At 72.4% G+C, this 13,423-nt stretch carries 9 protein-coding genes, 1 tRNA gene and 1 pseudogene; 3 read left to right on the forward strand and 8 right to left on the reverse strand.

Annotated elements, in window-relative coordinates:
• Positions 1–554: 554 nt before the first annotated feature.
• The 3 genes and pseudogenes from ACIHAA_RS11410 to pgsA all read right to left on the reverse strand — a co-directional run bounded on the left by ACIHAA_RS11410 (position 555) and on the right by pgsA (position 3,445).
• The gene (locus ACIHAA_RS11410; RefSeq protein ID WP_399815692.1) at positions 555–1,733 is read right to left on the reverse strand and encodes a glycosyltransferase family 4 protein; all 1,179 of its coding nucleotides are present in this window, start codon (positions 1,731–1,733) and stop codon (positions 555–557) included.
• Positions 1,730–2,653 carry a phosphatidylinositol mannoside acyltransferase gene (locus ACIHAA_RS11415; RefSeq protein ID WP_399816123.1) on the reverse strand — a complete coding sequence of 308 codons (924 nt, stop codon included), beginning with the start codon at positions 2,651–2,653 and terminating at the stop codon, positions 1,730–1,732. The genes ACIHAA_RS11410 and ACIHAA_RS11415 overlap by 4 nt, the downstream gene beginning before the upstream one ends.
• Before the next feature lie 47 nt (positions 2,654–2,700).
• Positions 2,701–3,445: pseudogene (gene pgsA / locus ACIHAA_RS11420) on the reverse strand (phosphatidylinositol phosphate synthase).
• 227 nt (positions 3,446–3,672) lie between these two features.
• On the opposite strand from pgsA, the gene ACIHAA_RS11425 reads away from it, so the two are divergent.
• Positions 3,673–5,871 carry an elongation factor G-like protein EF-G2 gene (locus ACIHAA_RS11425; protein ID WP_399816124.1) on the forward strand — a complete coding sequence of 733 codons (2,199 nt, stop codon included), beginning with the start codon at positions 3,673–3,675 and terminating at the stop codon, positions 5,869–5,871.
• 194 nt (positions 5,872–6,065) lie between these two features.
• Positions 6,066–7,724, forward strand: coding sequence for a hypothetical protein (locus ACIHAA_RS11430; protein ID WP_399815693.1), 1,659 nt, complete (start codon positions 6,066–6,068; stop codon positions 7,722–7,724).
• Between the two features lie 76 nt (positions 7,725–7,800).
• On the opposite strand, the gene ACIHAA_RS11435 is transcribed toward ACIHAA_RS11430, so the two are convergent.
• The 4 genes from ACIHAA_RS11435 to ACIHAA_RS11450 all read right to left on the reverse strand — a co-directional run bounded on the left by ACIHAA_RS11435 (position 7,801) and on the right by ACIHAA_RS11450 (position 12,319).
• The gene (locus ACIHAA_RS11435; protein WP_399815695.1) at positions 7,801–8,361 is read right to left on the reverse strand and encodes an HIT family protein; all 561 of its coding nucleotides are present in this window, start codon (positions 8,359–8,361) and stop codon (positions 7,801–7,803) included.
• 91 nt (positions 8,362–8,452) lie between these two features.
• Entirely contained in the window at positions 8,453–10,429 is a 1,977-nt protein-coding gene (gene thrS / locus ACIHAA_RS11440) for a threonine--tRNA ligase (RefSeq protein WP_399815697.1), read from the reverse strand.
• A gap of 103 nt (positions 10,430–10,532) precedes the next feature.
• Complete coding sequence (locus ACIHAA_RS11445; RefSeq protein WP_399815698.1) at positions 10,533–11,756, reverse strand: hypothetical protein; 1,224 nt, start codon at positions 11,754–11,756, stop codon at positions 10,533–10,535.
• Entirely contained in the window at positions 11,753–12,319 is a 567-nt protein-coding gene (locus tag ACIHAA_RS11450) for a DUF4365 domain-containing protein (RefSeq protein ID WP_399815700.1), read from the reverse strand. The genes ACIHAA_RS11445 and ACIHAA_RS11450 overlap by 4 nt, the downstream gene beginning before the upstream one ends.
• Before the next feature lie 170 nt (positions 12,320–12,489).
• Here ACIHAA_RS11450 and ACIHAA_RS11455 point away from each other — a divergent pair, with 170 nt between their 5' ends.
• The gene (locus ACIHAA_RS11455; protein WP_399815702.1) at positions 12,490–13,215 is read left to right on the forward strand and encodes a 3'-5' exonuclease; all 726 of its coding nucleotides are present in this window, start codon (positions 12,490–12,492) and stop codon (positions 13,213–13,215) included.
• Between the two features lie 124 nt (positions 13,216–13,339).
• Here the strand turns inward: ACIHAA_RS11455 and ACIHAA_RS11460 are convergent.
• Positions 13,340–13,411, reverse strand: a tRNA-Val gene (locus ACIHAA_RS11460).
• Positions 13,412–13,423: the final 12 nt, after the last annotated feature.

The raw sequence follows: 13,423 nt of genomic DNA on the forward strand, positions 1-13,423 counted from the left end.
CCGCAGCACGGTCAGAGACGGGCCGAGCCCACCACCCAGCCAGGAGTGGCCCGGGCCCGCCACCCGGCGAGGAATGGCACGAGGCCGCCACCCGGCCAGAGGTGACCGGGGCCCACCGCACGCTCAGGGACGAGCCCACCACCCCGCCAGGGTTGGCCCGAGGCCGCCACCCGGCCAGAGGTGACCGGGGCCCACCGCACGCTCAGGGACGAGCCCACCACCCCGCCAGGGTTGGCCCGAGGCCGCCACTCGGTCAGGGTGACCCGAGGCCGCTACCCAGCCAGAGGTGACCGGGGCCCGCCGCATGGTCAGAGACAAGCCGAGCCCACCACCCCGCCAGGAGTGGCCCGAGCCCGCCACTCGGCCAGAGGTCACCGGGGCCCGCCGCACGGTCAGAGACAAGCCGAGCCCACCACCCCGCCAGGAGTGACCTGAGCCGTCACCCAGCCAGAGGTGCCCCGGGGCCCGCCCCCTCACCAGTGACCGACCAATCGGCCCGCCCGGTCAAAGCGTTCCCGGCCGCCCAGCCCGTGGCACCGCGGAGCGGGTGGGGCTCAGTCCCGTACCAGGCCCAGGCGGGCGCGGAGGCCCGTGCGTTCGTCCGCGGCCACGGCGGCCGCGCCGTCCGCCACCGTCTCGTAGACGGACAGGATGTCCGCGCCGACCGTCGACCAGTCGAAGCGCCGGACATGGGCGCTGCCGCGGGCCCGCAGTTCCGCCAGGCGCTCGGGGTCCGCCAGCAGCCGCAGGGCCGCCGCGGCGAGCGCGTCGGCGTCCTCGTTGGCGAACAGCTCACCGGCCGCCCCCTGGTCGAGGACCTGGGCGAAGGCGTCCAGGTCGGAGGCGAGCACGGGCGCGCCCGCGGACATGGCCTCCACCAGGATGATCCCGAAGCTCTCGCCGCCGGTGTTGGGCGCCACGTACAGGTCGGTGCTGCGCAGCAGGCGGGCCTTGTCCTCGTCGCTGACCATGCCGAGGAACTCCACCCGGGAGCGCAGCCCGGCGGGGAGCGACTCCACCGCCTCCTCCTCGTCGCCCCGTCCGGCGACCAGCAGCCGGGCGTCCGGGCGGGCGGCCAGGATCGTCGGCAGCGCCCTCATCAGGACCGGCAGGCCCTTGCGGGGCTCGTCGATACGGCCGATGAAGCCGATCGTCGGACCCTGCCCGACGGCCAGGCCCTGCCATTCGGCCTTGGGCTCGGCCCGGGCGAAGAAGTCGACGTCCACGCCGTTCGGGATGACCACGGCATCGCCGCCCAGGTGTTCGACGAGGGTGCGCCGGGCGTACTCGCTCACCGCGATCCGCGCGCTGATCTTCTCCAGGGCCGCCTGGAGGATCGAGTAGGCGGCGACCATGGCCCGCGAGCGCGGGTTGGAGGTGTGGAAGGTCGCCACGATCGGGCCCTGCGCCGCCCAGCAGGCCAGCAGGCCCAGCGAGGGAGAGGCGGGCTCATGGATGTGGATCACGTCGAACCGGCCGTCGTGCAGCCAGCGCCGCACCCGGGCCGCGCTGAGGAAACCGAAGTTCAGCCGGGCCACCGAGCCGTTGTACGGGACCGGGACCGCGCGGCCCGCGGAGACGACGTAGGGCGGCAGCGGGGTGTCGTCGTCCGCGGGGGCGAGCACGGAGACCTCGTGGCCCAGGCGGATGAAGTACTCGGCCAGGTCGCGGATGTGGAACTGGACGCCGCCCGGCACGTCCCAGGAGTACGGGCAGACGATGCCGATCCTCACGCCGTCCTCTTCCGGGGGTCCTTGGCGGGGTCCAGGTCGGCGAGCCACAGACGCTGGAGCATGTGCCAGTCCTCCGGATGGTCGGCGATCCCGGTGGCGAAGGCGTCGGCCAGCACCTGGGTCATGGCGGACGTCTTCTCGGCCCGGCTGCCCGTCCCGGGTACCTCGACCGGGGGGTGCACCCGCCCGCGCATGACGGGCGAGTCGTCGTACCAGAGGGTGACCGGCAGCAGCAGCGCGCCGGTCTGCTGGGCGAGCAGCGCCGGGCCCGCGGGCATCCGGGCCGTCTCGCCGAAGAAGTCCACCTCGACCCCGGAGGCCGACAGGTCGCGGTCGGCGACCAGGCAGACCAGTCCGCCGTCGCGCAGCCGCCGGGCCAGGGTGCCGAAGGCGGAGCCGCCGCTGTGCGGCAGCACCTCCATGCCGAGGCCCTCGCGGTAGGCGACGAAGCGGTCGTAGAGCGTCTCCGGCTTGAGCCGCTCGGCGACGGTGGTGAAGGGCGTCCGGAGCTTGGTGGTGACCCAGGCGCCCGCGAGGTCCCAGTTGGCCAGGTGCGGCAGCGCGAGGACGACGCCCTTCCCGGCGGCCAGACCGTCGGTGAGGTGGTGCAGGTCCTTGACCTCGAAGCCCTCGCGGACGCGCTCCGGGCTCCAGGCGGGGAGCCTGAAGGACTCCATCCAGTAGCGCAGGTAGGAGCGCATGCCCGCCCGGGACAGCTCGGCGAGCCGTTCGGGGCTCGCGCCGGGCACCACGCGCGCGTAGTTGCTCTCCAGCCGCCGCACGCCCGCGCCGCGCCGTCGCCAGGCGGCGTCGGCGATGGTGCGCCCCAGCCGGGTGGCGACGGGCTCGGGCAGCGTACGGACCGTTCCCCAGCCGAGGCCGTAGAGGCCGTCGGTGAGCCGCTCCCGCAGGCCGACCACGGCGCCGCCCGGCTCCTGCGCCTGCTTGGCCTGCTTCCCGGCGTCCGTCACTGCGTGGTCCCGCTTCCGTGCGAGGCGTTCTCCGCAGGCGGGCCGCCCGCAGCGGCGGCGTCCGCCTCGGCGGCTTCCCGGCGGACCGTGACCACCCGCTGGACCAGGGTGATCAGACTGCCGACGGCGACGATCCACAGCGCGATCGGCAGCAGGACCTGGATGCCGGGCACACCGAACGTGTGCAGCCCCGCGAGCCCGGCCGCGACCAGTGAGATCACCAGTCGCTCGGCCCGCTCGACGAGCCCGTTCACGGCCACCGGCAGGCCGATGGACTCGCCCCGTGCCTTGGTGTACGACACCACCTGGCCGCTGGCCAGGCAGAAGATCGAGACCGCGCACAGGACCTCGTTGTCGCCGCGGCCCGCGTACCACAGGGCGAAGCCGCCGAAGATCGCGCCGTCGGCGACCCGGTCGAGCGTGGAGTCCAGGAAGGCGCCCCAGCGGCTGGAGCGGCCCAGCTGGCGGGCCATGTTGCCGTCGACGAGGTCCGAGAACACGAACAGGGTGATCACGATCGTGCCCCAGAAGAACTCGCCCCGGGGGTAGAAGACCAGCGCCCCCGCGACGACCCCGGCGGTGCCGAGGAGCGTGACCGCGTCGGGGCTCACGCCCCTGCGGATCAGAAACGCGGCGAACGGTGTGAGGACACGCGTGAAGAATGCACGCGCGTACTTGTTCAGCATGGCCTTCCCGACGGTCGGTGAGCCGCGCGACCCTGCTGGCCGCCGGCTGGCCCATCGTAGCCAGGCGCGGCCGTGCGTGGCGGCCGGGCACCCGGTCCTCCGTGTCCCGTCCGGGCGGTGCGGGGGCCGTGGGGCGGTGGCGGGATCACGTCCTTCGTATGGACGCACCGTGACGGGAGTGCAAAGCTCGAAGACACCGCGGGCGTCACCGGAGCCGCCTACCGCACGCGGGTCCGCATGTCCGCGCCCACAGAGACCTCACCGTGCACGGGAGGCAAGGCCATGGGCGACAAGGCGAATGCACACCCCGGAGCCGCCGGCAGGGCCCCGGCGGCCGACCACCCCGCGTCCGTACGGAATGTGGTGCTGGTCGGCCACAGCGGATCCGGCAAGACGACACTGGTGGAGGCTCTCGCGCTGACCGCGGGAGCGGTGAACCGGGCGGGCCGCGTGGAGGACGGCGGCACCGTCTCCGACTACGACGAGATCGAGCACCGCCAGCAGCGTTCGGTGCAGCTCTCGCTGGTCCCCGTCGAATGGGACGGGATCAAGGTCAATCTGCTGGACACCCCCGGATACGCCGACTTCGTCGGGGAATTGCGGGCCGGTCTGCGCGCGGCGGACGCGGCCCTTTTCGTGGTCTCGGCCGCGGACGGGGTGGACGGGGCCACCCGCATGGTCTGGGACGAGTGCGCGGCCGTCGGCATGCCGCGCGCGCTGGTGATCACGCATCTGGAGGCCGCCCGGGCCGACTTCGAGGAGACGACCCGGGTGCTGGCCGAGGAGTTCGGCGCGGAGGACCCCGACGCCGTGCTGCCGCTGTATCTGCCGTTGCACGGCTCGCAGGGCCCCGACGGGCACACACCCGTGACCGGGCTGGTCGGGCTGCTGTCGCAGAAGCTCTACGACCACGCGTCCGGCGAGCGCAAGGAGTCCGAGCCGGGGCCCGAGCAGCTGCCGCTGATCGAGGACGCCCGCAACCGGCTCATCGAGGGGATCATCTCCGAGAGCGAGGACGAGACCCTCATGGACCGCTATGTGGGCGGCGAGGCCGTCGACATCGGGACGCTGGTCCAGGACCTGGAGCGGGCGGTCGCACGGGGCGTGTTCTTCCCGGTGCTCGCCGCCGCGCCCGCCGCCGAGGGCGCCCGCCAGGGGCTCGGCACGGTGGAACTGCTGGAGCTGATCACGGGCGGCTTCCCGACCCCGCTGGAGCGGGAGGCGGCCGCGGTCACCAGTCCGGACGGCAGGCCCCGGGAACTCGCGCTGTGCGATCCGTCGGGCCCGCTGGTGGCGGAGGTCGTCAAGACGTCCTCGGACCCGTATGTGGGCCGGATCTCGCTGGTCCGCGTCTTCTCGGGCACCCTGCGCCCCGACGCCACCGTCCATGTCTCCGGGCACGGGCTGGCCGACCGGGGCCACGAGGACCACGACGTGGACGAGCGGGTCGGCGCGCTGTCCGCCCCCTTCGGCAAGCAGCAGCGCCCACTGGGCCAGTGCGTCGCGGGCGATCTGGCGTGCGTGGCGAAGCTGAACCGCGCCGAGACCGGGGACACCCTCTCGGCCAAGGACGACCCACTGCTGATGGCGCCCTGGGAGATGCCGGACCCGCTGCTGCCGCTCGCCATCCAGGCGCACAGCAAGCCGGACGAGGACAAGCTCAGCCAGGGGCTCTCCCGGCTGGTCGCCGAGGATCCGACCATGCGGCTCGAACAGAACCAGGACACCCACCAGGTGGTGCTCTGGTGCCTGGGCGAGGCGCACGCGGACGTCGCCCTGGAGCGGCTGCGCAGCCGCTACGGGGTCCAGGTCGACGTGGTGCCGCACCGGGTCCCGCTCCGGGAGACCTTCGCGGGCACCTCGGGCGGCCGCGGGCGGCACGTCAAGCAGTCCGGCGGCCACGGCCAGTACGCGATCTGCGAGATCGAGGTGGAACCGCTGCCCGGCGGCTCCGGCATCGAGTTCGTCGACAAGGTGGTCGGCGGGGCCGTGCCCCGGCAGTTCGTGCCGTCCGTCGAGAAGGGCATACGGGCCCAGGCCGCCAAGGGCGTGGCCACCGGGCATCCCCTGGTGGACGTCCGGGTCACCCTGCTCGACGGCAAGGCGCACTCGGTGGACTCCTCGGACGCCGCCTTCCAGACGGCGGGCGCGCTCGCGCTGCGCGAGGCGGCCGCCGACGCCACGATCCACCTCCTGGAACCGGTGGCGGAGATCGCGGTGCTGGTCGGCGACGACTACGTGGGCGCGGTGATGAGCGATCTGTCCACCCGCCGCGGCCGGGTCCTGGGCACCGAACAGACGAGCGGCGGCCGGACGCTGGTGCGGGCCGAGGTGCCGGAGATCGAGATCGGCCGGTACGCCGTCGATCTCCGCTCCCTCTCGCACGGCACGGCGCGTTTCAGCCGCTCCTACGCGCGGCACGAGCCGATGCCGCCGCAGCTCGCGCACCGGATCCGCGAAGAGGCGCAGCACGCACCGTAGTTCGCGCTGCCCGGATTTCCCTCCCCCCGGCGGGCGGCTTCTCGGCCGTCCGCCGACGGACGCCGTCGGCGGCGGATACGCTGATGACCTGATCAAGTTGACACGCGATCACCACGATGACCTGTTCAACAGGTGTGCGGGGCACGGAAGTCGGGAAGGCCGCAGAAGCGGGTTGGGCGGCGAGGGGGCGGGCAGTGACGGACGGATTCGATTTCAGCCCCGGGGCTCAGGTGCCCCTGTCGGGCTCCGCGGGCCAGACAGCGGCGACCTACGCCCTGGCGTCGGCGGCCTACCGGGACGCGAGGGTCGAGACGATCCTCGACGCCAACAACGAGTGGCACGCCTCGGCCGTGAGCCCGCCCCGCGCCTGGGCGAAGCTGTTCCGGCCCAATCTCGGCGAGGCCTTCTCCCTCGCGGTGCGGGACCGGATGCTGGGCGCCGGCCGCAAGCCGCTCATCCAGTCCTTCGGCACCGAGCCCCAGGTGGTCGTGGAGCACTGCCTCGCCGCCCACCGCATCCGCCGGGAGCGCGACAACTGGCTCTCGGCGGTGACCGTGCTGTGCGGGGTGCTCTTCCTGCCCGGGCTCCTGGTGGGGCTGCTGGTGTTCCAGATCCGCGCCACCGTCGCCCGGCGGGGTGCGGAGCGCGGGTCCGCCCTCGGCTCCGCGCTGCTGATCGCGGTGGGCGCCCTCGCCGTGCTCTTCCTGATCAAGATCCCGTTCGGGGGTTTCTGGGCCTGGTACGCCCGCGCCTCGGTGATCCTGCCGGTGGCCGGCTGGTTCTGGGCGAAGCAGATCTGCGAGCGCACCGCACGGGACCTGCGGGAGCGCTGGGCGAGCCTGCTCGCGGGCGGCGGCCTAGGCGCGAAGATCCCCGAGGCGGTGCCGGGCAGCCCCGGGGAGAACGCGGCCGAGCGGCTGCGCCAGTCACTGGCCCGGCTGAGCGCCGAGCAGCAGTCCAACTCCGTCTTCTACGCCGGGCCCAAGGGCATCCTCGGCATGGGCACCCGCTGGGGCAGCTGGCAGCTCGCCGAGGACCTGGTGGCACGCGACCCGGACAAGGAGATCCACCCCTTCCGCAGCTGGGACGTGATCAAGGCGATCCACGACCAGCTGCGCATGCTGGAGCGCGGCCCGCTGAACACCGGCGGCTTCCCCACCCCGTCGATCAAGCACTGGATCGTCAGCCCGATCGGCGAGAAGGCCTCGGAGGTGTCCCGTCCCGGGGGCGAGGACGTCGAGGCGTACCAGATGAAGCCGCACGCGATCCAGGAGATCTGCAACAAGCAGCAGTTCGGCGGCGGTCAGCGGCACTATCTCGGCGTGCAGTGGACCCTGTGGGACGGGCAGTTGGTCCTCACCATGCTGATCACGGTGACGGTCCTGCACGAGACCCTGCGCATCGAGGTCACCGGACATGCCCTGGGCCCGGTGAACCCGCTGTTCACCAGCAAGCCGTCGGCGCCCACCAAGAAGGTGCAGAAGCAGGTCAGGTTCTGGGAGACCCGCGAGGTCAAGCTCCCGCTGGTGACCGCGGACGAGGTGGTGCGCCTGGCCGTGCGCGCCCCGCTCACCTGGTATCCGCCGGTGCTGAACTGGCTGGGCGGCTCGCTGTCCCTGCCCGAGCCGTTCGGCCTGCGCCATGCCTGGGCGGACCAGCCGTGGCGGCACCGCTTCATGGCGGACGACGCGCTGCGGGCGGCTACACCGGTGCTGCGGGTGGTGCACGCGGCGGCGATCCGGGTCCTGGCGGAGAACGGCGTGGACACCGAGAAGTTCGGCACCCGGTCGGCGTTCCTCAGCTCCCAGGTGCAGGACCCCTCGCCGCGCAAGGCCGATGTCTACGACGCGTAGCGCCTGAGGACTCCGGAACCGGGTCCCGGGACGGGACACCGGGGCCGGAGTCCCGGCCCCGGTGTCCCGCGCGGTCTCATGCCGTCGGCCAGGCCTCCGCAAGCATCGCCCGGGTGTCGGCCAGCAGCTGCGGCAGCACCTTGGTGTGGCCGACCACCGGCATGAAGTTGGTGTCGCCGCCCCAGCGGGGCACGATGTGCTGGTGCAGATGGGCGGCGATGCCCGCGCCCGCCACCCCGCCCTGGTTCATGCCGATGTTGAAGCCCTGGGCCCCGGAGGCCGTCCGCAGGGCGGTCATGGCCTGCTTGGTCAGCCCGGCCAGCTCGGCGGTCTCCGCCTCCGTCAGCTCGGTGTAGTCGGCAACATGGCGGTAGGGCACGACCATCAGATGGCCGCCGTTGTACGGGTACAGATTGAGCACCGCGTACACCTGCTCGCCCCGTCGGACGATCAGCCCGTCCTCGTCGGACTTGGCCGGGATGGTGCAGAACGGGCAGCCGTCGTCGGCCCCCGGACCGGTCGGCTTGTTCTCGCCCTGGATGTAGGCCATCCGGTGGGGCGTCCACAGGCGCTGGAACGCGTCCTGCGTCCCCACTCCGATCTGCTGCTCCGGCTCACTCGTCATGGAGTGCAGCATATGGCTTCGCCCGTTCGGGGCGGGCGGTCGGGGCGGGGACGGACCGGTCCGGAACACCGCCGGGCCGGTCCGCCCGGCCCGGCGGTGCGGATCAGACCTGGGCCCGCTCCTCGACCACCTTCGCGATCTTGGCGATGGCCTCGTCGAACGGGATGGCGTTCTCCTGGGAGCCGTCCCGGTAGCGGAAGGACACCGAGCCGTTGGACATGTCCTCGTCGCCCGCGATGACCATGAAGGGCACCTTCTGCTTCTGGGCGTTGCGGATCTTCTTCTGCATCCGGTCCGAGGAGGAGTCCACCTCGACGCGCAGCCCCTTCTTGCGGGCGGCCTCGGCGAAGCGCTGGAGGTACTCGATGTGCGCGTCGCCGATCGGGATGCCGATGGCCTGGACCGGTGCCAGCCATGCCGGGAAGGCGCCCGCGTAGTGCTCCAGGAGCACCGCGAAGAAGCGCTCGATGGAGCCGAAGAGGGCGCGGTGGACCATCACCGGGCGCTGCTTGGTGCCGTCCGCGGCCGTGTACTCCAGGTCGAACCGCTCCGGCAGGTTGAAGTCCAGCTGGACCGTCGACATCTGCCAGGTGCGGCCGATGGCGTCCTTGGCCTGGACGGAGATCTTCGGACCGTAGAAGGCGGCGCCGCCCGGGTCCGGGACCAGCGGCAGGCCCTGCTTCTCGGCGACCTGGCGGAGGGTCTCGGTGGCCTCCTCCCAGGCCTCGTCGGTGCCGACGTACTTCTCCGGGTCCTTGGTGGACAGCTCCAGGTAGAAGTCGGTCAGACCGTAGTCGCGCAGCAGGTTCAGCACGAAGGTGAGCGTGCGGTCCAGCTCGTCGGCCATCTGCTCGCGGGTGCAGTAGATGTGCGCGTCGTCCTGGGTGAAGCCGCGGGCACGGGTCAGACCGTGCACGACGCCCGACTTCTCGTACCGGTACACGGTCCCGAACTCGAAGAGGCGCAGCGGCAGTTCGCGGTAGGAGCGGCCGCGCGCGTCGAAGATCAGGTTGTGCATCGGGCAGTTCATGGGCTTGAGGTAGTAGTCCACGCCTTCGTCGAGCTGCATGGGCGGGTACATGCCGTCGGCGTACCAGTCCAGGTGGCCCGAGGTCTCGAAGAGCTTCCCCTTCGTCGCATGCGGGGTGTAGACGAACTCGTAGCCCTCCTCCTCGTGGCGGCGGCGCGAGTAGTCCTCCATCACACGGCGGACGATGCCGCCCCTGGGGTGGAAGACGGCGAGGCCGGAGCCGATCTGCTCGGGGATGGAGAACAGGTCGAGTTCGCTGCCCAGCTTGCGGTGGTCGCGCTTCTCGGCCTCGGTGAGGAAGTCCAGGTGCGCCTTCAGCTCGTCCTTGGACGGCCAGGCGGTGCCGTAGATGCGCTGGAGCATGGGGTTCTTCTCGCTGCCGCGCCAGTAGGCGGCCGCGTTGCGCATCAGCTTGAACGCCGGGATCAGCCGGGTCGAGGGCAGGTGGGGACCGCGGCAGAGGTCCTTCCAGCACAGCTCGCCGGTCTTGGCGTCCAGGTTGTCGTAGATCGTCAGCTCGCCGGCGCCGACCTCGACGTCCGCGCCGTCGTCGCTGGACGCCGAGCCCTTGAGGCCGATCAGCTCCAGCTTGTACGGCTCGTCCGCCAGCTCCTCGCGGGCGGCCTCGTCGGTGACGACGCGGCGTGCGAAGCGCTGGCCGCGCTTCTGGATCTCCTGCATCTTCTTCTCGACGGCCTTGAGATCCTCGGGGGTGAACGGCCGCGCGACATCGAAGTCGTAGTAGAAGCCGTCCTTGACCGGCGGGCCGATGCCGAGCTTCGCCTCGGGGAAGATCTCCTGCACGGCCTGGGCCATCACATGCGCGGTGGAGTGGCGCAGGATGTTGAGGCCGTCCTCGGAGGAGATCTCGACGCCCTCGACGGTCTCGCCGTCCTGGACCGCGTAGCTGAGGTCCTTCAGCTCACCGGCCACGCGCGCGGCGATGATCGAGCGCTCGCCGGCGAAGAGGTCGGCGGCCGTAGTGCCCGTCGTCACCACGCGTTCTTCCCGCTCGGAATCGCGTTGGATGATCACACGGACGTCTGACACCGGTCTCTCCTGACTGCTGATGGATGCGGCGCCATACCTGGGGCGCGCACATGACTGGGATCGTACCGACCCGTGGCCGCCCTCCGCGAAACGGTTTGGGGGGTCAGTCCCCGTCGGGCGCCTCTCCGAAGAATTCCGCGTCCTTCGCATTCTCCTGGAGCGACTTCATCAGCCGGTCCCGTTCGGCCTCGTCCACCTGCACCGGGGCCACCCCGGACGCGTCCACCAGGCGCCGGAAGCCGCCCCGGCTCTCCAGCCTTCCGTGCACCCGGACCGGCAGCCCGGCGAGGTGGGCGTGACCGGCCGTGCGGTACGCCTCCTCGTCCAGGGTCATCCGCAGGTGCGGCACCTCGGCCCCGGCGATCACCCGCAGCCGTACGGTGCCCTCGCCGCACGGGCCCGGGCGGCGCAGGCGGACGACGGTGCCGGTGACCGAGACGGGGACGGAGGGCTCCTCGCGCAGATAGCGGGCCCCGGCCTCGCGCAGGGCGGGCAGGTCGCCGGGGGAGAACTCGACCGGCTCGGCGGGGGTCGCGCCACCCTCGGGCACCCCGGCGGCGGGGGCCCACTCCACGGCGATACGGGCTCCCTCGGAGCCGCTCACCAGGGCGACCAGGGCCTCGGTCAGCTCCCGGCTGACACCCGCCCCGACGGCGGCGTCGAAGGCCTCCATACCGCCGGTGGCGCGCTGGTAGTCGACCGCCTCCCGGGCCGCGTACAGCGCCTGGTGCAGGCGTACGGCGAGGGGGCGCCCGGTGGCGACGGGCAGGAAGGCGCTGAGCCTGCGGCCGCCGGGGGCGGCGCCGACCAGCACCTCGTCCAGGGACGCGGCGGCGGGCCTGCGGTGCCGGGCGCCGTAGTAGCCCGCCCGGGCGCGGGTGGCGAGGGCACCGGCCAGCAGCATGGCGCGGGCGGCGGAGCGCAGCTCGTCCTCGACGGCCCAGGGCGCGCTGCCGACCGGTCCGGTGGGGACGTCCCGCCACCAGTGGATCTCGTCGCTGGGCACGGCCAGCCCGACCAGTACGTCGCGGGCGAAGGGCGAGCCGCTGCGGCTCAGGGCGAGCAGGGCCTCGCCGAGCAGGTCGTCGCTGTCGGGGAAGGCCCGGCTCTCGGGCACCAGCAGGCTAGTGCCGCCGCCCGGGCCGGGCGGGGTCCAGCGGCCGTAGCGTCCGGGGGCGCCGCCGCGGCGCTGCCAGCCATGGCGGCGGAGCAGGGCGCCGAGCACGGCGGGGTCGACCTGGTCGGGCGGGGGCGGGCGGTGCCAGGAGGGTTCGGCGGGGTGCGGCCGGACGGCGCGTACGGGCTCGTCGTGGGGGCGGTGGGTCATGGTCTGCCTCCCGTTCCGACCCGGGTCATGATCTCGCACAGGGCGCGGTCGTCGAAGATGCGCGCGGTGGGGATGCGCACGGTGGTGCGGTGCCGGCCGGTGACCGGATGCCCGGCGAGGTTGGTCCAGTAGCAGCAGTGCCGCAGATCGAGGCGGTCGTGACCGGCGCGCAGCCACTGCTCCTGGGAGCGGGGCACGATCATCACGACCAGGATCTTGTGTACGGAGACGGGGGTGCGGGCCAGCTTCGCCAGGTGCTCGTTGTCGAGCGTGAAGGAGAAGGTGCGGCCCGGGGGGTGGGGCGGGATCTGGTAGGTGCACTTGAGCTGCACCTTGATGGTGACCTCGTCGTCGACGGTGTGGCCGGGGGCGCTGTGGCTGACGTGCCAGTCGATGCCGTTGTCCGGGAAGGGCTGGGACAGCGAGCAGCCGGCCGCGGCGGCGACCGCGTGCAGATATCCGACCTGCAAGGTCTCCATGCAGGCGGTGGTGGCGAGGTTCCCGCGAAGGGTGCCCGTGCGTTCGGGCAGCAGCCCGCCCCGCTCGGGCTGCGCTATCGCCATGACCAACGGCCTTCCCTGTCGGACCGATCCTCATGACGGGCCGCTGAACTGCAAAGACCCGTACTCGTGTTGTGTCCTTCCGGCGTACGGCGCAAACAGCCCGGGTATCACCGAACCGGGGCAGCGGACAGTACGTCAACTGCCGAGGGTGAACGAGGAGTTGATCGCGCATGACGTGCTGGTACGAAGGCCCCCTGACCGCGTTCGACACGGAGACCACGGGCGTGGACGTCGAGACCGACCGGATCGTGTCGGCCGCCGTCGTCGTCCAGGACGCGCCGGGCGTCCGGCCGAGGGTGAGCCGCTGGCTGGTCAATCCGGGCGTGCCGGTGCCCGCGGAGGCGACGGCGGTGCACGGTCTGACGGAGGAGCATCTGCACCGCAACGGCCGCTGGCCGTCGCCGGTGGTGGAGGAGATAGCCCGGGAGCTGGGCGAACACACCGCGCTGGGGCGGCCGTTGGTGGTGATGAACGCGCCGTTCGATCTGACGCTCCTGGACCGGGAGTTGCGTCGGCACCGTGCCTCCTCGCTGGACCGCTGGTTCCCGTCGCAGCCGCTGTGCGTGCTCGACCCGCGGGTCCTGGACAAGCATCTGGACCGCTATCGCAAGGGCCGCCGCACCCTGACCGATCTGTGCGCGCACTACGGCGTCGCCCTGGCGGGGGCGCACGACGCGGCGGAGGACGCGGTGGCCGCCCTGGAGGTCGTACGGGCGGTGGGGCGCCGTTACGCGGCCCGGCTGGAGCGGCTGACGCCGGTCGAACTGCACACCCTTCAGACGGGGTGGCACGCGGCGCAGGCGCGGGGGCTCCAGGCCTGGTTCGCCCGCAGCGGCTCGGAGGAGGTGGTGGACCCGGCGTGGCCGCTGCGCCCGGAGCTTCCGGCGGCGGCCTGACCCGGACCGCGGGGGCGTGCGGCCCCTCCCCCGGTGCCCCGGCGCAAGAACGGTGTCCTGGCATACGAAAGGTGTCCGGCGCACGAAAAACCGGCCCGTCGATGACGGACCGGTCTTCTGAGTGTGGGCGATACTGGGATCGAACCAGTGACCTCTTCGGTGTGAACGAAGCGCTCTCCCGCTGAGCTAATCGCCCGGGAACGCAGTG

Origin of the sequence: Streptomyces sp. NPDC052040 (assembly GCF_044548405.1) — a bacterium.
In the GTDB taxonomy this organism is placed as follows: domain Bacteria; phylum Actinomycetota; class Actinomycetes; order Streptomycetales; family Streptomycetaceae; genus Streptomyces.

Excerpts from the sequence above, each read along its gene's own strand:
- ACIHAA_RS11445 (WP_399815698.1), bottom strand. The coding sequence starts at position 11,756 with ATGACCCACCGCCCCCACGACGAGCCCGTACGCGCCGTCCGGCCGCAC.
- ACIHAA_RS11435 (WP_399815695.1), bottom strand. The coding sequence starts at position 8,361 with ATGCTGCACTCCATGACGAGTGAGCCGGAGCAGCAGATCGGAGTGGGG.
- ACIHAA_RS11425 (WP_399816124.1), top strand. The coding sequence starts at position 3,673 with ATGGGCGACAAGGCGAATGCACACCCCGGAGCCGCCGGCAGGGCCCCG.
- ACIHAA_RS11455 (WP_399815702.1), top strand. The coding sequence starts at position 12,490 with ATGACGTGCTGGTACGAAGGCCCCCTGACCGCGTTCGACACGGAGACC.
- ACIHAA_RS11450 (WP_399815700.1), bottom strand. The coding sequence starts at position 12,319 with ATGGCGATAGCGCAGCCCGAGCGGGGCGGGCTGCTGCCCGAACGCACG.